The sequence below is a fragment of the Aureibacillus halotolerans genome (genome assembly GCF_004363045.1).
GTDB lineage: Bacteria > Bacillota > Bacilli > Bacillales > DSM-28697 > Aureibacillus > Aureibacillus halotolerans.
Genome location: NZ_SNYJ01000003.1, coordinates 70,106 through 86,863, shown reverse-complemented (window position 1 = coordinate 86,863; position 16,758 = coordinate 70,106). Strand labels below are relative to the sequence as shown.

At 45.5% G+C, this 16,758-nt stretch carries 21 protein-coding genes; 20 read left to right on the top strand and 1 reads right to left on the bottom strand.

From position 1 onward, the window contains the following. Nucleotides 1-17 precede the first annotated feature (17 nt). The 8 genes from EV213_RS04920 to EV213_RS04885 all read left to right on the top strand — a co-directional run bounded on the left by EV213_RS04920 (nucleotide 18) and on the right by EV213_RS04885 (nucleotide 5,669). Nucleotides 18-563, top strand: a complete 546-nt coding sequence (locus tag EV213_RS04920; RefSeq protein WP_133579389.1) for a ReoY family proteolytic degradation factor — start codon at nucleotides 18-20, stop codon at nucleotides 561-563. 38 nt (nucleotides 564-601) lie between these two features. Next, nucleotides 602-1,057 carry a DUF2487 family protein gene (locus tag EV213_RS04915; RefSeq protein ID WP_133579388.1) on the top strand — a complete coding sequence of 152 codons (456 nt, stop codon included), beginning with the start codon at nucleotides 602-604 and terminating at the stop codon, nucleotides 1,055-1,057. A gap of 135 nt (nucleotides 1,058-1,192) precedes the next feature. Continuing rightward, nucleotides 1,193-1,705 (top strand): Rieske (2Fe-2S) protein, encoded by a 513-nt coding sequence (locus EV213_RS04910; RefSeq protein WP_133579387.1) that lies wholly within the window; start codon nucleotides 1,193-1,195, stop codon nucleotides 1,703-1,705. A gap of 2 nt (nucleotides 1,706-1,707) precedes the next feature. Further along, nucleotides 1,708-2,382: a menaquinol-cytochrome c reductase cytochrome b subunit gene (gene qcrB / locus EV213_RS04905; RefSeq protein ID WP_133579386.1), complete on the top strand. Its 675-nt coding sequence runs from the start codon at nucleotides 1,708-1,710 to the stop codon at nucleotides 2,380-2,382. 34 nt (nucleotides 2,383-2,416) lie between these two features. Next, nucleotides 2,417-3,193, top strand: a complete 777-nt coding sequence (locus EV213_RS04900; RefSeq protein WP_133579385.1) for a menaquinol-cytochrome c reductase cytochrome b/c subunit — start codon at nucleotides 2,417-2,419, stop codon at nucleotides 3,191-3,193. Nucleotides 3,194-3,427: 234 nt separating this feature from the next. Further along, nucleotides 3,428-4,018 carry a lipoprotein heptaprenylglyceryl N-acetyltransferase LhaT gene (gene lhaT / locus EV213_RS04895; protein WP_133579384.1) on the top strand — a complete coding sequence of 197 codons (591 nt, stop codon included), beginning with the start codon at nucleotides 3,428-3,430 and terminating at the stop codon, nucleotides 4,016-4,018. Between the two features lie 98 nt (nucleotides 4,019-4,116). Next, entirely contained in the window at nucleotides 4,117-4,941 is an 825-nt protein-coding gene (locus EV213_RS04890) for a sporulation protein YpjB (RefSeq protein ID WP_166639159.1), read from the top strand. 59 nt (nucleotides 4,942-5,000) lie between these two features. Continuing rightward, nucleotides 5,001-5,669 carry a zinc metallopeptidase gene (locus tag EV213_RS04885; RefSeq protein WP_133579382.1) on the top strand — a complete coding sequence of 223 codons (669 nt, stop codon included), beginning with the start codon at nucleotides 5,001-5,003 and terminating at the stop codon, nucleotides 5,667-5,669. Nucleotides 5,670-5,823: 154 nt separating this feature from the next. On the opposite strand, the gene EV213_RS04880 is transcribed toward EV213_RS04885, so the two are convergent. Next, entirely contained in the window at nucleotides 5,824-6,696 is an 873-nt protein-coding gene (locus tag EV213_RS04880) for a YitT family protein (RefSeq protein WP_133579381.1), read from the bottom strand. 1,330 nt (nucleotides 6,697-8,026) lie between these two features. Between EV213_RS04880 and EV213_RS04875 the strand changes: the two genes are divergently transcribed. From EV213_RS04875 to EV213_RS04820, 12 genes are all read left to right on the top strand, one after another. After that, complete coding sequence (locus EV213_RS04875) at nucleotides 8,027-8,365, top strand: nucleotide pyrophosphohydrolase (RefSeq protein WP_133579595.1); 339 nt, start codon at nucleotides 8,027-8,029, stop codon at nucleotides 8,363-8,365. A 1-nt stretch (nucleotide 8,366) separates the two neighbouring features. After that, nucleotides 8,367-9,164, top strand: a complete 798-nt coding sequence (dapB, locus tag EV213_RS04870) for a 4-hydroxy-tetrahydrodipicolinate reductase (protein ID WP_133579380.1) — start codon at nucleotides 8,367-8,369, stop codon at nucleotides 9,162-9,164. 27 nt (nucleotides 9,165-9,191) lie between these two features. Further along, nucleotides 9,192-9,611 carry a methylglyoxal synthase gene (gene mgsA / locus EV213_RS04865; RefSeq protein WP_133579594.1) on the top strand — a complete coding sequence of 140 codons (420 nt, stop codon included), beginning with the start codon at nucleotides 9,192-9,194 and terminating at the stop codon, nucleotides 9,609-9,611. Then, nucleotides 9,583-10,305, top strand: a complete 723-nt coding sequence (gene bshB1 / locus EV213_RS04860; RefSeq protein ID WP_133579379.1) for a bacillithiol biosynthesis deacetylase BshB1 — start codon at nucleotides 9,583-9,585, stop codon at nucleotides 10,303-10,305. Before mgsA ends, bshB1 begins: the two co-directional genes overlap by 29 nt. A 1-nt stretch (nucleotide 10,306) precedes the next feature. Next, on the top strand, nucleotides 10,307-11,437 hold the full coding sequence (gene bshA, locus EV213_RS04855) for an N-acetyl-alpha-D-glucosaminyl L-malate synthase BshA (protein ID WP_133579378.1): 1,131 nt from the start codon (nucleotides 10,307-10,309) through the stop codon (nucleotides 11,435-11,437). Continuing rightward, a complete protein-coding gene (locus EV213_RS04850) occupies nucleotides 11,434-12,621 on the top strand; it encodes a CCA tRNA nucleotidyltransferase (RefSeq protein WP_133579377.1) in 1,188 nt (395 codons plus the stop codon). Before bshA ends, EV213_RS04850 begins: the two co-directional genes overlap by 4 nt. Further along, nucleotides 12,608-13,570 carry a biotin--[acetyl-CoA-carboxylase] ligase gene (locus tag EV213_RS04845; protein WP_133579376.1) on the top strand — a complete coding sequence of 321 codons (963 nt, stop codon included), beginning with the start codon at nucleotides 12,608-12,610 and terminating at the stop codon, nucleotides 13,568-13,570. The genes EV213_RS04850 and EV213_RS04845 overlap by 14 nt, the downstream gene beginning before the upstream one ends. A 215-nt stretch (nucleotides 13,571-13,785) precedes the next feature. Continuing rightward, complete coding sequence (gene panB, locus EV213_RS04840; RefSeq protein WP_133579375.1) at nucleotides 13,786-14,610, top strand: 3-methyl-2-oxobutanoate hydroxymethyltransferase; 825 nt, start codon at nucleotides 13,786-13,788, stop codon at nucleotides 14,608-14,610. After that, nucleotides 14,607-15,473, top strand: a complete 867-nt coding sequence (gene panC / locus EV213_RS04835; RefSeq protein WP_133579593.1) for a pantoate--beta-alanine ligase — start codon at nucleotides 14,607-14,609, stop codon at nucleotides 15,471-15,473. Before panB ends, panC begins: the two co-directional genes overlap by 4 nt. Beyond that, nucleotides 15,470-15,853, top strand: coding sequence for an aspartate 1-decarboxylase (panD, locus tag EV213_RS04830; RefSeq protein ID WP_133579374.1), 384 nt, complete (start codon nucleotides 15,470-15,472; stop codon nucleotides 15,851-15,853). Before panC ends, panD begins: the two co-directional genes overlap by 4 nt. A 210-nt stretch (nucleotides 15,854-16,063) precedes the next feature. Continuing rightward, nucleotides 16,064-16,237 carry a YpmA family protein gene (locus EV213_RS04825; RefSeq protein ID WP_133579373.1) on the top strand — a complete coding sequence of 58 codons (174 nt, stop codon included), beginning with the start codon at nucleotides 16,064-16,066 and terminating at the stop codon, nucleotides 16,235-16,237. Beyond that, on the top strand, nucleotides 16,234-16,725 hold the full coding sequence (locus EV213_RS04820) for a hypothetical protein (RefSeq protein ID WP_208112711.1): 492 nt from the start codon (nucleotides 16,234-16,236) through the stop codon (nucleotides 16,723-16,725). Before EV213_RS04825 ends, EV213_RS04820 begins: the two co-directional genes overlap by 4 nt. Nucleotides 16,726-16,758: the final 33 nt, after the last annotated feature.

The following is a 16,758-nucleotide window of genomic DNA, read 5'->3' as shown; positions in this document are numbered from 1 at the left end:
AGGGGAGGAAACGCGGGATGGAAGCCATATCGATCCAAGAAAAAAAAGAGTTTCTGCAATGGTTTCTCCATACGTATCAGTTACAGAAGAGAGAATGTGTCTGGATCCTGAATTATCTTGCCAATCATGAGCATCTATTAAAAACAGTCCATTTTGTTGAAAATGCCAGCTATTGTCCGCGTGCATTAATTATGTCAACGACGTGCACGCAGGAGGCGGGATTTCGCTTCTACAAAGACAACATCGTAACAACAGATGCTGAAAAAGCGTTCCATGACATTCGTATGCATGATTCCGATCGCATTTATGTGCAATTAAATTTTAAAAACAGCTATCAAACGCCCCAGTTTGCAGCCGTTCTTATAGATAACCCTTATGTTCCATCCAATCATTATGAGAATGGCAAGGATCGTGATCTCGTTGCAAAACTGCTACGGCATTCAGTGTACCATTATCAGCGTCAAGCCTTAATGACTAAGATTGATCAAGCACTTGATGAAAAAGATCGAGCTGCCTTTCTGACGTACAGTGAACAATTAAACAATTTAAAAGAGACCCCTTAAATCAGTGAGGGGTTCTTTTCTGTGAGGAGAAATCAACGATGAAATGGACAATGAAGGACGTCGGAACGTTTACCCAAGAACCAGAGCAAATGGATACAGTCATCGTACCGCTCATCCCGATAACGCTCGGTGGACAAGCAAAAGCAACGGCAGGGATGGGAGAGTATCTTCAATATGTTCTGCTAGAGCTTGAACGGCAGTTCCACGGGAGAATTTTGATTTTGCCAGCGTTGACATATTGGTCTGGTCATGAGCCAGAGCAGACACTTCAGTCGTGGATAGAAGAAGCCAAAAAAGCAAATGTGAAGCATGTCTTCACTTTGACCTGTGATCCGTACTGGCGTGGCAAGGATGTGGCAGGTGCAAATGAGGTCATTTGGTTACCAGCCTCCATGTCAGAGCATATGGATGAAGAGATGCGTAGAAAAATCGTCCGTGACCAAGTTTCCACACTGATTGGGGTATTTACTTCGGTTTGGTTTTCAATGGAGTAAAGAATTTCATAAACACATTGTGGCACGATATTGACATGCTTCCAATAATTACGCTATCATTGGTATGTCCTAGTAATCTATGTGTAATATGAAACAATTGTCCGTTCGTTTCGGATGAGGGGGGTAGCAAAAGTCATGAGTGAGGAAAAAGAGCATCGGGTCTCCCGCAGGCAGTTCTTAAACTACACACTTACTGGTGTCGGTGGGTTTATGGCAGCTGGAATGCTGATGCCAATGATTCGATTTGCAATTGATCCGGTATTACAAAGCCAAGGTGAATCGGAATTAGTGCCTGTGATGGATGTATCGGAAATTACAACAACGCCACAGAGCGTGAATTTCCCAGTTGATCAGGTAGACGGGTGGTACGAGTCTACAGTCGACAATCAAGCGCTTATCTTTAAAGATGAAAATGGAGATGTACACGCCTTTTCATCCCTATGTAAGCATCTTGGTTGTGGGGTAAGTTGGGCTTCAAACCCTGCCTATCCAGACCAATTTTTTTGTCCATGTCACGGAGGTCGCTATTATAAGGATGGGCGAAATGTTCCAGGAACACCTCCGACAGCAGGTCTAGATGTCTATCAACAGGAAATTCGCGATGGCAAGCTTTATCTTGGTCGCGCAGTGCCAAGAGGGGGAGTGTAAGCATGCTAAATAAAATTTACGATTGGGTGGATGAACGCCTGGATATTACTCCTTTGTGGCGAGATCTTGCCGACCATGAAGTGCCAGAGCATGTCAATCCTGCTCACCATTTTTCTGCGTTTGTTTATTGCTTTGGAGGTTTGACGTTTTTTATCACGGTCATTCAGATACTCTCTGGAATGTTCCTGACGATGTACTATACACCGGATATTATTAATGCGTGGGAATCCGTTCGTTACTTGCAAAATGAAGTCGCTTTCGGACAAATTGTCCGTGGTATGCACCATTGGGGCGCTAGTCTTGTAATCGTTATGATGTTTCTACATACATTGCGCGTCTTTTTTACAGGGTCCTATAAAAAACCAAGAGAATTGAACTGGGTTGTAGGCGTACTCATTTTCTTTATTATGCTTGGTCTTGGGCTAACTGGATATCTTCTTCCTTGGGATATGAAAGCGTTGTTTGCCACAAAGGTAACGTTGCAAATTGTTGAAGCCGTTCCGTTTATCGGAACAGAATTGAAAGTTTTAATGGCTGGCGACGAACATATTGTTGGAGCTCAAACCTTGACTCGCTTTTTCGCCATTCATGTGTTCTTCCTTCCGGGTGCATTGCTCGGTCTATTGGCGGCACATTTTATCATGATTCGTAAACAAGGAATATCCGGACCGCTCTAAACCGATATGTCCGTGAACAAAGGGAGGGATTGCGATGCATCGCGGAAAAGGAATGAAGTTTGTCGGTGACTCGCGTGTGCCAGCAGAGCGCAAGCCAAATATACCGAAAGACTATTCCGAGTTTCCAGGCAAAACAGAGGCGTTTTTGCCAAACTTTTTGCTGAAAGAATGGCTCGTTGGGGCCGTCTTTCTTGTAGGTTATTTAACATTAACTGTGGCTCATGCGTCTCCTTTGGAGGCACCAGCAGATCCAACGAATACAAGCTATATCCCATTGCCAGACTGGTATTTCCTATTTATGTATCAGTTATTGAAATATGAGTTTGCTTCTGGACCATATACTGTGATAGGTGCACTTGTTATTCCTGGAATTGCTTTCACAGCTTTGTTGATTGCACCATTTCTCGATACAGGAAAAGACCGACGTCCTGCAAAGCGACCCATTGCAACAGGCATGATGTTAATGGGACTTGTATCGGTTACATTTTTGACGTGGGAGTCTGTCATCACACATGACTGGGCTGCAGCGGCAGAGCAAGGGAAAATTCAAGAGACACCAACAGCAGATATTGATGAAAATGACCCTGGGTATCAGGTGTTTCAGGCACAATCTTGCGTCAACTGTCATGGGGACGCTCTTCAAGGGGTTCCGAACGTTGGACCTTCATTAATTGGCACTGGATTAGCACCAGAAGAGATCGCTGATATTGCCCAGAATGGTGTTGGTTCAATGCCTGCTGGACAGTTCCAAGGATCGGACGAAGAATTGCAGCAGCTAGCTGAATTTATTTCCGCTCTGGAACCAGAATAAGAAAGTTCATTCGTGAGAAGCTAAGCCCAGAGTCTAAAGAGGTTTTAACGTAACTCTTATGAGATGGGTTGACTTGGGAGTCACTCATTGCGTTTACAAGTCAATGAGTGGCGGACCAAGCAAAGCAACGAGTGAAACGAGCGTTTGGTAACAGCCTGTAGCTGACTGTATATAGCAGTCAGCTTTTTTTTATTTCAAGCCACCCCACTAGTTGGGGAGTAGGGAGAATGCCCATTGATTGCTGCATTTTTTGGAAATCGATTGATTGTATCGCTTTTGTTTATTGTCAATGCTTTAGGTACATTATATGGCTATTACTGGTACCGAACCCAGCTTGACGATACCGCCGCTATTTTTTATATTTTTGTGCCAGACAGTCCAACCGCTAGCTTGTTTTTTACAATCGTTTTAGGCTGCTTCCTCGTCAAAAAGCATAATCGCTGGATAGAAGCCCTCGCCTTTGTCACTCTCTTTAAATATGGTGTATGGGCCGTCGCAATGAATTTGCTAACATGGGCTGAAACAGGATATATGGGGGCTTTGGCCTGGATGCTCGTTGCATCACACGGTGCAATGGCGGTTCAAGCCCTCCTTTACGCTCCATTTTACCGATTTTCCATGCGTCATCTAACGGTTGCAGCGATTTGGACGTTCCATAACGACGTCATTGATTATGTGTTTGGTCAGCTGCCGCGTTATCCAGCGCTGGATTTGTATGTTCCACAAATTGGCTATTTTACGTTCTGGTTAACTGTGCTTTCGCTTGCACTAGCGTATTGGTTAGGTGTACGTAATGCTTCATTTCGTCGACCATTGGGCGATTAAAGACCCGATGTACTATGCTGGATGAGTAAAACTTTCTACAACACGCATACACCTCCACTCAGCCTCATAAGATGGGTGTGAAAGGGGGGTGGACAACCGTGACATATGGACAAACGAAGCTCTTTGTCATGGCGTTGTGTATCGGGGTGCTCCTCAGCATCGGATGGCAGCCAACGCACGCTCAAGTCGAGGCGAACACGCAGGCATGGAAAGATCTTAGTACGATTGCAGATCGCGCATTAAAAGAAACGCAACAAAAAGAATATGAAAAGGCAAAAGAAACGCTGCTCTATTTATCAGAGGATGCGTTTACCGAACATACCTCGCAGTTGAAGCTCTCGATGGATGATATGTATTTATTAAGCATGAGTTATAAGGATGCTAAGCAAGCTGTCACACAAGCCGCGATGGACGATCAGCAACGCTATATAGAAGTGGCTAAATTCAGGCTGCTCGTTGATGCACTCCAACGCCCTGAGCGTCCTCTCTGGATGGAAACCGCTAATTCAATGTATGAGGCATTTGACACCTTGAAGTCTACGGTAGAACAGCAGGAAGCTAGAGACTTTCAACGCGCATTGAATCACTTTTTACTGCTTTGTGAAATGATTCGTCCTTCAGTTCAAGCGACTGTTTCCCAAGAGGCTGCTGAAAAATTGCAATCTCAACTCGTCATGCTTGAACGGCAACGCCATGTGTTTGTGGAATCTAAGGAAAGTCATGCCATTTTAGAAACCATCCAGCAGACACTACGTGAGCTTTATGGAGAAACGACTGAAGATGAAACGGATCCTTCATTTTATTGGGTGCTTTTCACTCTTGGCGGCATCGTTTTTTTAACATTATTTTATACAGCTTGGCGAAAGTATCGAGGAGAGCAACGAGAGCGTAAGCGAACACATCAGCAGAATCAAGATCATTGACAACGAACTGTCTTTTTGGGGATAGTATAGATATATTGTTAATGTGAGGAGGTCATTTAGTGGATTACTTGCTATATTTTGCGTTACTGCTTATTATCCCACTTTGGGCACAGTTTCGTGTTAAACGTACTTACAAAAAATATTCAAAGGTCCCCGCAATGAGAGGCATGACAGGGGCTGAAGTGGCACAGCTTATTCTCCAACAAAACGGGATTTATGATGTCTCTGTTCAGGAAACGAAAGGGTTTTTATCAGACCATTACAATCCAGGCAATAAAACTGTTAATCTGTCGAGTCAGATTTATCATGGACGGTCAATTGCCGGGACAGCTGTGGCGGCTCATGAGGTGGGTCATGCGATGCAGGATGCTGAGGACTACGCTTTTCTTCGCTTTCGGCATTCGCTCATCCCATTAGCTAACTTAGGATCGAATTTCGCTTACATTCTAATTCTGATTGGGTTCTTTTCAAGCTTGACGGGATTGATTTGGCTTGGCATTGCTTTTATGGCCTTTGCCGTCTTGTTTCAATTCGTGACATTGCCTGTGGAGTTTAATGCGTCTAGCCGCGCGATGGATCAGGTGGTGTCTCTCGGTGTTGTGCAAAATGATGAAGAACGCTCCGCTAAAAAGGTACTTAACGCAGCAGCCTTGACATATGTAGCCGCTGCTGTTGTCGCTGTAATGGAGCTTTTAAGATTGATTCTGCTTGCAAGGTCAAGTGATTAGTGAACGTTGTGGAAAAAAGCGCTCGTCGTTTTACCCGCTACGTTGTGTATTGACCAGCTTTGATTAGATGTAAAAAACCGGCACCCTTTTGGGACTGCCGGTTTTTTTCGTAGAATAATGTCTTACTTATCAAGTAAGCTATGTCCCTCAGATGCTAAGGATGCAACGGTTTCTTTTGCTCATCGAAAGTAAATCCTTCTCCGAGGACATCTTTCACTTCACTTATCGTCACAAAGGCATGATGATCGACGTGTTGGACAACGTTTTTCAAACGGACGATTTCGTTTCGTGCGACAACACAGTACAATACGTGCCGTTCTTCTTTGCTGTAACTACCCTCGGCTTTAAATGTTGTTACGCCACGTCCCATGATGTTCATAATTTCGTCAGCAATTTTTTCATGATGGGCAGAAATAATAAAGGCGCCTTTTGCAGAATAGGCCGTTTCCTGCATGAAATCAATCACTTTCGCACCGATAAACACAGCGACGAGTGTGTACATGCCTTGTGTGTAGTTCAAGTAAAGAACGATGGAAGCGCCAATCACAATCGCATCAAAGACAAACATTGCACGTCCGATGGAAACCCCTGTGTAATTGCTAATAAGTCTAGCAATTATGTCTACACCGCCAGTTGTGCCTCCATAGCGGAAGACGATGCCGAGACCAACTCCGATAAAGACACCAGCAAATAAAGCGGCGAGCGTCATGTCATTTTTTAGCGGCATCGATAGGTGGGTCACATTTTGAAAGATCGATAAAAACAACGAAACACTCAGTGTTCCAATGATTGTATACAAAAACGTTGTTCTTCCTAAGTATTTCCACCCGATAAAAAAGACAGGAATGTTTAAAATGATATTTGACAGTGCAGGGTCTATGGAGTACATAAAATAGAGCAGCAATGTAATTCCAGTAAAGCCACCTTCTGCGAGATCGTTCTCCATATTAAAATGCACGATGCCAAATGAAAAAATTGCGGAGCCAAATAAAATCATAGCGATGTTCTTAAAACGAAGCCCTAACATTTGCGTGATCCTCCCTCAATATACATTGCCTTCCAAAGTATACCGAATACGTGTAGAGAGCTCAAACGGTTTTTTGGTTTTGAGGGAACTTCGTAAGAGTAACGTTCGACATCCTGTTTTTTCTAAAAGATATCATTTTTGTAACTAAGCGGTTCTAAGGTCTAAATAACTAGTAGCAAAGAAAACACGAGGAGGTCCTTTCGAATCGATGATGCACTTGTACCTTTTAGGGTGCGAAGAAATCACGGTCGCTTCGTCAAAATACTTCGCTTTCCGCGGGCACGGCTTCAGCTTCCTCGGAGTCTTGCTTTCCAAGGGGATCTTCAGCTCGGGCTGTTCCCGCAGGAGTCTGCGTATTTTGACTACGCTCATGTTTGTTTCTGCGTAAATTGGTTTTATTGGGTCTCGTTCTCGTATCATTGGGAAGATGGAAAAGTGAGTTAAGCTGTTTTTTACTTTAGCAAACAAGACAAGGAAGTGCATCATTAAAAGCAGCCACTAGCGAGACTCCAGCGGCTAAGAAAACACGAGGAGGTCCTTTCGTATCGATGATGCACTTGTACCCTTTAGGGTGCGAAGAAATCACGGTCGCTTCTTCAAAATACTTCGCTTTCCGCGGGCACGGCTTCAGCTTCCTCGGAGTCTTGCTTTCCAAGGGGATCTTCAGCTCGGGCTGTTCCCGCAGGAGTCTGCGTATTTTGACTACGCTCATGTTTGTTTCTGCGTAAATTGGTTTTATTGGGTCTCGTTCTCGTATCATTGGGAAGATGGAAAAGTGAGTTAAGCTGTTTTTTACTTTAGCAAACAAGACAAGGAAGTGCATCATTAAAAGCAGCCACTAGCGAGACTCCAGCGGCAAAGAAAACACGAGGAGGTCCTTTCGAATCGATGATGCACTTGTACCTTTTAGGGTGAAAGCGAGCGTATGGCAGCTTGTATAAAAAGCAAACACAACAATTAATTGTAGGTTTAGGCAAGTTGAGTTGAGTAAGGAAGTGTAATGCAAGCCATTGTGCGCTTGTTTTTGTAATGCTCGCATGCATTTGTTCATTGTAAACTCTCTTCACATTGGTCGCTAAAAAAATTTAAGGCTAGTGGGAAGGAGGCTTTCTCAAGAGGAATAAGTGATCTTTCCTTCAAAAACTTTTGCTCATTTTGTGTTACCATTCGTAAGAGTTGCTGCTACTATGCTTTTGTGAATCGTGGGCAATCCGGCAAAAAAGTGGCTGATTGGTCTCATTTTCGATACAATAGGACTGCACTTAAGAGAAATTCCTCATGCATGAACATGCATTCGAACGATAAACAGATGGCAGGGCAGGTGAATACGATGACGAAAAGCATGGAGCACATTCAAACGGATGTGGATGAGTACATCGGGCAATTTAAGGAAGGGTATTTCTCTCCACTCGCGTTGATGGCCAGACTTACCGAGGAAATGGGCGAGTTAGCCAGAGATATTAATCATTATCATGGAGAAAAACCAAAAAAAGCGACTGAAGATGAGCGCTCTATCCAGGAAGAGATGGGGGACGTGCTGTTTGTGCTTGTCTGTCTGGCAAATTCATTGAACATTTCACTAGAAGAAGCACATGAGCAAGTGATGCATAAATTTAAAACAAGAGACCGAGATCGTTGGACGAAGATCGAGGATAAGGAGCGTACATAACATGAACACCATACGAATCATCCTTGCAGGACCACGTGGGAAAATGGGGCAGGAAGCGTTGCGCTTAATCCAAACGACCGATCACTTTCAGCTCGTGGCCGCAATTGACCATACGCATGAAGGTGAAAGGGTGTCTGATGTGACAGGAATTGATGTTGGGGGAACCATTTATACAGACGCTGCGCATTGCATGTCTACGATAGAGGCAGACGTGCTGATTGATCTGACAAACCCTGAAGCTGGGAAGAAGCATACGATGCTTGCCCTTCAGTCGCGTCTACCGTCCGTTATTGGCACAAGTGGTTTCTCTGAAATGGACCTTGGCGACATTCGTGCGCTTGCGAAAGAACAGCAAACCGGCTGTATTATCGCACCTAATTTTGCGATCGGCGCTGTGCTCATGATGAAATTTTCACAGATGGCTGCCCGCTATTTGCCTGATGTTGAGATCGTAGAAAAGCATCATGATCAGAAGCTGGACGCGCCAAGTGGAACGGCTGTGAAAACGGTAGAGATGATTCAGCAAACACGATCGTCTAAAACTCAAGGTCATCCGGATGAGAAAGAGACGATCTCAGGGGCAAGAGGGGCTGACGTCGACGGCATTCATGTCCACTCTATGCGTCTTCCGGGTCTGGTTGCTCACCAGCAGGTTGTCTTTGGAGGAGAAGGGGAAACGTTGACGATACAACATGATTCAATTCACCGCTCAAGTTTTATGTCCGGCGTCCGGCTTGCGGTTGAAACCGTGCGAAGCTTAGATGAGCTCGTGTATGGATTGGATGAATTGATCGAATAGAGAGCAGAGGAGGCTGTCGCTTTGAAGATGAACATTGCGATGATCGCACATGATAAGAAAAAAGATGAACTTGTACAGTTTGCTATGGCGTATCAGCATGTTTTGAAAGACCATTGCCTTTATGCAACTGGCACGACAGGCACGAGAATTGCTGAAGCGACTGGCCTTTCAGTGCACCGTTTTCAATCCGGTCCTTTAGGCGGGGATCAACAGATTGGTGCCATGATTGCCGAAAATGAAATGGATATGGTGTTGTTTTTTAGAGACCCGTTAACGGCTCAACCACATGAACCCGATATTATGGCGTTAATCCGTTTATGTGACGTGTATGCGATTCCACTCGCAACAAATCTTGGCGGGGCAGAGATCTTTATCCATGGCTTAGAGCGCGGTGACTTGAATTGGCGAAAGCTTGTGCATGGAAAGGAAGAGGATCAAATTGACTGATGTGTTGGCCATTGGGGCGCACCCTGACGATGTAGAGATTGGAATGGGAGGAGCCATTGCAACTTGGGCAGCGCATGAAATTCAGGTTCATATTGTCGATTTAACAGAAGGTGAAATGAGCTCGAATGGAACGGTTGAAACGAGGAGGATTGAGGCGAGCAGAGCAGCGGAGGTTTTAGGGGCGACGAGAGAAAATGCTCAGTTTCCAGACCGTGGGTTGCAGAATGTTCGAACTGAAGCATTGGCCTTTCTGGTCGAGTTAATTCGAACACAGCGACCAAAAGCCGTGTTTGCTCCATTTCCTCATGATCGTCATCCTGATCATGCACATGCGTCTTCGCTTGTGAAAGAGGCGGTATTTTCTGCAGGAATTCAAAAATTCGCTCCTGATGCAGGACGTTCTATCAAAGGCGTCTCTTTATATTATTACATGATTAATGGCTTCCATAATCCTGATTTTGTAGTGGATATTGGCTCGTCTTATGAGAAGAAAAAACAGAGCCTCCTTGCCTATACAACGCAATTCGGCGAGTCTTCTGACGTTCAAACGCCGCTAACGTATGGCTATTTGGAGGCGTTAGAGGGACGAGATCGTTTAATGGGGAAAGAAGTTGGTCTCACCTTTGCAGAAGGATTTTTAACCGAGAAACCGCTGCTTTTCTCAATGGATATGGTTCGAGGGGGGCAAGGCTAGAATGAAGATCGGCATTACTTGTTACCCAACTGTAGGAGGCTCTGGTGTCATTGCTACAGAGCTTGGAAAGCTGCTTGCCGAGCGTGGTCATCAAATCCATTTTATTGCCTCTAGTGTTCCTTTTCGATTAAACCGCTTGTATGCCAATATCTACTACCATGAAGTTGAAATCAACCAATATTCCGTGTTCCAATACCCGCCGTATGATTTGTCGTTAGCGAGCAAAATGGCGGAAGTGATTGATCGTGAGGAATTAGACATATTGCATGTGCATTACGCGATGCCACACGCCATTTGTGCGTTTTTGGCGAAGCAAATGTGTAAGCGAGACATTGCCATCGTCACAACACTTCATGGAACTGATATTACCATTCTCGGGCAGGATGCGAGTTTGAGTGACATGATTCGTTTTGGCATCGACCAGTCAGATGCGGTGACGGCTGTATCAAACAGCCTTGCCTCCCAAACGAGAGACTACCTTGGGACGACTGTGCCAATTGAAACGATCTACAATTTCGTAGATGAACGTATTTACACGCACCAAGGAAATGATGCTTTGCGAGAGGAATACGGAATCAAAGCGCATGAAGCAGTTGTGATTCATGTGTCCAATTTCCGTAAAGTAAAGCGAACGCCCGATGTTGTAAAGGTGTTTCGAAAAATTCGGGATGCGATGCCAGCGAAATTATTATTGGTTGGCGACGGCCCTGATATGACCGAGGTACGTAAACAGATCCACACAGAGAACTTAACAGACGACGTGTTACTTTTAGGAAAACAGGATAATTTAGCGGACTTGTTTTCCATTAGTCAGCTCAAGTTGCTTCTGTCTGAAAAAGAGAGTTTTGGTCTTGTTCTTCTTGAGGCCATGGCGTGTGGCGTGCCGTCCGTAGGAACAAGAGCGGGGGGAATTCCTGAAGTCATTGAAGAAGATGTGACGGGGTATTTGGCGGATATTGGAGATATCGATAGCATTGCTGAGAAATCCCTATCCATTCTATCTTCAGAAGACACGCAGAAACGTATGCAAATTGCTGCCAGAGAAGCGGTTAAAAGGCGATTTTCCTCTGAAGAAATTGTCTCGCAATATGAAACGCTTTATTTAAATACGATTCGGAGGGACGCAACGTGAAATCTCCACTGAAAGAAGGCCTCAGCGTGCTTCATGCTCTTGAAGAGCACGGGCATCAAGCCTATTTTGTAGGTGGTTGTATTCGTGATTATGTCATGAAAAGATCCATTCATGATATTGATATTGCGACTTCTGCGACGCCGGACGAAGTTATACAAATCTTTGACAAAACGGTTCCAACGGGGCTTCAACATGGAACCGTTCTTGTGCTTCTCAAGCAGTCCTCCTATGAGGTGACGACATTTCGATCTGAAGGGACGTACGAAGATTTTAGACGCCCCTCGGAAGTGACGTTTATTCGTGATCTTAATGAAGATCTGCAGCGGAGAGACTTCACTATGAATGCCATGGCTATGGACCGTCATGGTCTTCTTTATGATCCTTTTGGTGGCCAGGAAGCCATTGAACGTAAAGAAATTCTTGCCGTTGGAAATGCAGAGGAACGCTTTATGGAGGACCCACTGCGTATGATGAGGGCACTACGTTTTTCAGCCGTTTTAGGCTTTTCGTTGGCAGCAGAAACGAAGGAGGCCATTCAACGTCTTGCACGATATATTGCGCATACGTCCATCGAACGAGTGGCAGAGGAATGGACGAAATGGTTGGCGTGTGCGGATCGAGACGCGGTAGATGTATGGCTGTCATCAGGCCTTCAAGCACAACTCCCACTTGGAGAAAAAATAGGACCCGCCTTGCCCGCCTTTGGTGCACACTGTGATGAGTGGTCGACAACTGCTGAGAGATGGGCCTTTTTGTTTCTGCTAGCAGAGATGTCCCCAAGTGACTCTGTGGCTTTTCTTCGAGCATGGAAGCAGTCACGAACACGAAGTAAAGACGTCACAGAAAAATTGCAGGCCATTGATAGGCTTAAGACAACGGGATTTACACCAGAGGCTCTGTATCGTGTCGGCGAAAGAAACGCAACGTTTGCCTGGAAAGCAATGAGACGAACCACCCAAACGGAACACATCACTGCCAGTGAGCTTGCAGAGCGATTTAATTCGCTACCGATTCACCATCGTCATGAGCTGCAAATGACAGGACGAGATCTTTTAGCGTGGACAGGTCGTTCCCCAGGGCCTTGGATTGAAGACGTATTAGCTCAGGCGGAGAAGCTCGTCGTTCAGCAGGACATCGTAAACGACAACATCGCATTAAAGGAGTGGTTTGATGAGCACCATTAAACGGAGGCTGTTTGCGTTGTTTCAAGCTCACCCAGGCGTGTTCCTCTCGGGCGAGGAGGCGGCAAAGGAGCTCGAATGCTCACGTGCCGCAATCTGGAAACACGTCAAAGAACTGCAATCTGAAGGTTTTGCGATCGAAGCCGTCAATCGTAAGGGGTACCGCCTTGTTTCAGTCCCGGAAGCGATGACCGAAAACAGCTTACTTGCAGGGATGGAAACGACCGTATTTGGTCAATTTGTTCACTTATACGAGGCGTTGCCTTCTACGCAAACACGACTGCTCGAGCTTGTTCAACAAGGGGCTCCCGAAGGAACGATCGTATTAACAAATGAACAAACGTCGGGACGTGGAAGGCTACAGCGTGCCTGGCATGGTGGGAAAAACAAAAACATTGCCATGAGTGTGCTCGTCAAGCCGAATTTGCCTCTGCACATTGCTCCGCAGCTCACCCTCCTCATGGCCGTAGCTGTCGCCGATGCGTTAGAGGCTGTAACAGACGTGTCATGTCAAATTAAATGGCCGAATGATGTGCATATGTCAACAAAAAAAGTGGCAGGTATATTGACGGAAACGATTTCAGAGCCAGATCGCGTCATTGCGGCGATCATCGGTATTGGCATTAATGTGAATGAGCCGGAGGATGCTTTTCCGGAGGATATTCGAAATAAAGCGACGTCGTTAGTGAGTCAAACAGGGAAAGAATTTTCGCGAATGGCTGTAGTTCAGCATATTTGTTCAAGTTTTGAGAGGCTCTATTCAGCCTACCGTGTGGAGGGCTTCGATCCAATTCGGCTGCTTTGGGAAGCACGGGCAGAAACGATTGGAAAAAGAGTTTCGGTGCAAGGGGTTGATGGTGTGGTCACGGGTCTTTCTACGAATGGTTCGTTGAAGGTGAAGGCGGAAAATGGCATTGAGCATCAAGTGTATACGACTGATATTGGACATTAAATGTGCTATACTAAAAATCGATTAAGGGCAGCATCCTTCCATCAAGCACATGCACAAATTGAACGACCAAAGACGTCCTCATGCTGGACGTGTGCTTTCACATGAAAGAGCTGCACCACAGGATCGATGATGGCAATGTTCTGCCTGGATCTAACGTAAAAGACTAGGACGGAAGCCTCGTTGCTATGATCGTCCTCTTTCTATGAGGAGGAACTATGAAAACATTTCGTCAAATGCAAAAGAAAAAAACGAACGCGGAACCGATTGTCATGCTTACGGCATATGATTACCCTTCAGCACGCCTCGCAGAAGAAGCTGGGGTAGACATTATTCTTGTTGGTGATTCCCTTGGGATGGTTGTTTTAGGCTATGAGTCTACAGTTCCGGTCACTGTGGACGACATGATCCATCATGCAAAAGCGGTGAAGCGTGGGGCACCTGAAACGCTTATTGTTGTCGATATGCCGTTTATGAGCTACCACGGGTCTCATGAAGAAACGAACAGACATGCACGTCAAATCATGCAGCAAACAGGTGCACATGCGGTAAAGCTTGAAGGTGGAGCAGAAATTTCAACAACTGTACGTGCGCTTGTGTCAGCTGGTGTACCAGTGGTTGGTCATCTTGGTCTTACCCCACAATCTGTTGGTGTGTTAGGTGGGTATCGTGTGCAAGGCAAAACAGCAGTGGAAGCAAAGACATTGCTTGAGGATGCGCATGCGTTAGAGGACGCAGGGGCGTGTGCTGTCGTTGTCGAATGCGTGCCTGCAGAAGTCGCTGAGGTGCTCGCGAAAGACTTAGAGGTCCCTGTGATTGGTATTGGTGCTGGCAAAGCGACAGACGGTCAGGTGCTCGTTTACCACGACGTGCTTAGTTATAGCCCGCATTCAGCGCCGTCGTTTGTCAAAAGCTATGACAACAGCTACGAACGTATGGGTGACGCACTACAAGTCTATGTAAACGAAACACGAAGCAGACAGTTTCCTGAGCATACCTTCTCAATGCCAGAAGAAGAAAAGAAAGCGTGGCAGCAGTCATGAACCAAATTCGCCATGCAATAGACATGCAACGTTGGGCAACTCAGCAGCGCAGTGATGGCAAAACGATTGGGTTTGTTCCAACAATGGGGTTTCTCCATGAAGGTCATGCAGCGTTGTTAAAGCAGGCAAGGCTGGAAAATGACCTTGTTGTCCTCAGCATTTTCGTTAACCCTACTCAATTTGGGCCTAATGAAGATTTTGAAACGTATCCACGGTCACTTGAAACAGATCTTGACGTTGCGAAACGACATGGGGTGGATGTCGTGTTTACACCGGCGGCAAGCGAGATGTACCCTCAACGTGACCTGCTTGCTTCCATGTCCGCAGGGGAAGCGGCAACGAAGCTATGTGGTGCTTCAAGACCGGGTCATTTTGATGGCGTTCTAATTGTTGTATTAAAGCTGTTTCAATTAACGCAACCCAACCGTGCGTATTTTGGTCGAAAGGATGCTCAACAAGTAGCTGTCGTAAAAGGCATGGTCAAGGAATATTTTCTGCCGATTGAGATACGTACCGTTGCCACTGTACGTGAAGAGGATGGCCTTGCGAAAAGTTCTCGAAATAGCCGCCTTACAGAAGGCGAACGTCAAGAGGCAAGCATCCTGTATAAAAGCTTAAGTGTAGTTGAGACATTAATAAAAAATGCAGGTGATTCTACGTCTAGCGAAGCGATTGAAAACAAGTGGCAAGCGTTTCTGGAGGAGAATTTATCCTTAGGCAAGGTGGATTACGCAACGTTGTACAGTTTTCCCGACCTTCAACCCGTTAAAGATCTGTCAGCGCCTTGGATTGCGGCGGTTGCTGTTCAATTTCCATCCGCTCGTCTAATCGATAATGTAGTAAAGGAGGGAGGAGAAGAATGATGAAATCGATGATGTATGCAAAGCTTCACAATGCCACTGTAACCGAAGCCAACCTTCGTTATGTAGGCAGCATTACGATCGACGAGGATTTGCTAGATCAAGTGGGAATGATTGTCCACGAACGCGTCCAAGTTGTGAACAATAACAATGGAGCAAGGCTGGAAACGTACATCATCCCAGGAGAACGAGGTAGTGGAGTCATTTGTTTAAATGGAGCAGCAGCGCGCCTTGTCCAAGAAGGCGATCAAGTGATTATTATGGCGTATGGACTATTTTCGGCGGAGGAGCTCATCTCCTTTTCTCCAAAAATCGCGATTTTGGACCAACACAATCGTGTCCAACAGCTCATCTCCCAAGAAGAAGCTAGTACGATCTTATAAATAGTCGCCCTCTAGGTAATCCTTGTGCCTAGAGGGCATTTTTGAGCAATATGCGCATGCAGATGAAACGACCAATGACGTTTTTCGCATCTACTGCTATACTAAATAAAAGAGACACACTGAAGTGTTGCATGTGTTTCGTTTTAGCAAGCATGTCCATACATAGAGAGGATGGACGTGAATCGATGATACGAAGAGGGGCGACCATTAATGAGTGACAAAGGAATACAAACGCTAGCAACCGTCTCATTAGACAACCATAAAGACTTATACAAAATCGTAGACTTACTCAATCGAACGTTAAAGTATGATGACCTCATGTTTGGTTTGGCGTTAGATGAGAAGGACAAGCAGCAAGCCGTGTTTACGATTTACCGTACTTGATGAAAACGCGCATTTGGAGTGGTGTAACGGTTGTTGTCGTTCTGATGACCTGGCTGCTGATTGATACATACGTCACCGCCAGAGAACCGATGGTGCAGGAGCAGGGAACAGCAAGAGAGACGGTGCTCGCTGCTTATCCATCAATGGAAATCAGTGAAACAACGACGTATTATGGAGACGTTGCCGTTCAGGTCATTCGTGGCCAATACGAACAGGAGCCCCATATTGCTTGGGTGTTTCCTCAAGAAGAGGGAAGCAAAATCGTTTTACGAAAAGAATCGGACGGCGTTAGTAAAACAGCGCTTATAGATAAGGTTAAGACCGAACGAAATCCAGAGAAATTTTTGTCTGTCAAGCTTGGAATTAAAGATGAGAAGCCTGTTTGGTCAGTCGTGTACATCGCTCAGGACGGTCGCCAGTACTATGAATTTTATGCCTTTCAAACTGGCGAATTTATCGAATCCATTTCCTTAAAACGCACGACATAAGGCACTGTTGTACTTCTTACAAGTATCGTAGGC

Excerpts from the sequence above, each read along its gene's own strand:
- EV213_RS04920 (WP_133579389.1), top strand. The coding sequence starts at position 18 with ATGGAAGCCATATCGATCCAAGAAAAAAAAGAGTTTCTGCAATGGTTT.
- EV213_RS04915 (WP_133579388.1), top strand. The coding sequence starts at position 602 with ATGAAATGGACAATGAAGGACGTCGGAACGTTTACCCAAGAACCAGAG.
- EV213_RS04910 (WP_133579387.1), top strand. The coding sequence starts at position 1,193 with ATGAGTGAGGAAAAAGAGCATCGGGTCTCCCGCAGGCAGTTCTTAAAC.
- qcrB (WP_133579386.1), top strand. The coding sequence starts at position 1,708 with ATGCTAAATAAAATTTACGATTGGGTGGATGAACGCCTGGATATTACT.
- EV213_RS04900 (WP_133579385.1), top strand. The coding sequence starts at position 2,417 with ATGCATCGCGGAAAAGGAATGAAGTTTGTCGGTGACTCGCGTGTGCCA.
- EV213_RS04880 (WP_133579381.1), bottom strand. The coding sequence starts at position 6,696 with ATGTTAGGGCTTCGTTTTAAGAACATCGCTATGATTTTATTTGGCTCC.
- EV213_RS04875 (WP_133579595.1), top strand. The coding sequence starts at position 8,027 with ATGACGAAAAGCATGGAGCACATTCAAACGGATGTGGATGAGTACATC.
- dapB (WP_133579380.1), top strand. The coding sequence starts at position 8,367 with ATGAACACCATACGAATCATCCTTGCAGGACCACGTGGGAAAATGGGG.
- mgsA (WP_133579594.1), top strand. The coding sequence starts at position 9,192 with ATGAACATTGCGATGATCGCACATGATAAGAAAAAAGATGAACTTGTA.
- bshB1 (WP_133579379.1), top strand. The coding sequence starts at position 9,583 with ATGGAAAGGAAGAGGATCAAATTGACTGATGTGTTGGCCATTGGGGCG.
- bshA (WP_133579378.1), top strand. The coding sequence starts at position 10,307 with ATGAAGATCGGCATTACTTGTTACCCAACTGTAGGAGGCTCTGGTGTC.
- EV213_RS04845 (WP_133579376.1), top strand. The coding sequence starts at position 12,608 with ATGAGCACCATTAAACGGAGGCTGTTTGCGTTGTTTCAAGCTCACCCA.
- panB (WP_133579375.1), top strand. The coding sequence starts at position 13,786 with ATGAAAACATTTCGTCAAATGCAAAAGAAAAAAACGAACGCGGAACCG.
- panC (WP_133579593.1), top strand. The coding sequence starts at position 14,607 with ATGAACCAAATTCGCCATGCAATAGACATGCAACGTTGGGCAACTCAG.
- panD (WP_133579374.1), top strand. The coding sequence starts at position 15,470 with ATGATGAAATCGATGATGTATGCAAAGCTTCACAATGCCACTGTAACC.
- EV213_RS04825 (WP_133579373.1), top strand. The coding sequence starts at position 16,064 with ATGAGTGACAAAGGAATACAAACGCTAGCAACCGTCTCATTAGACAAC.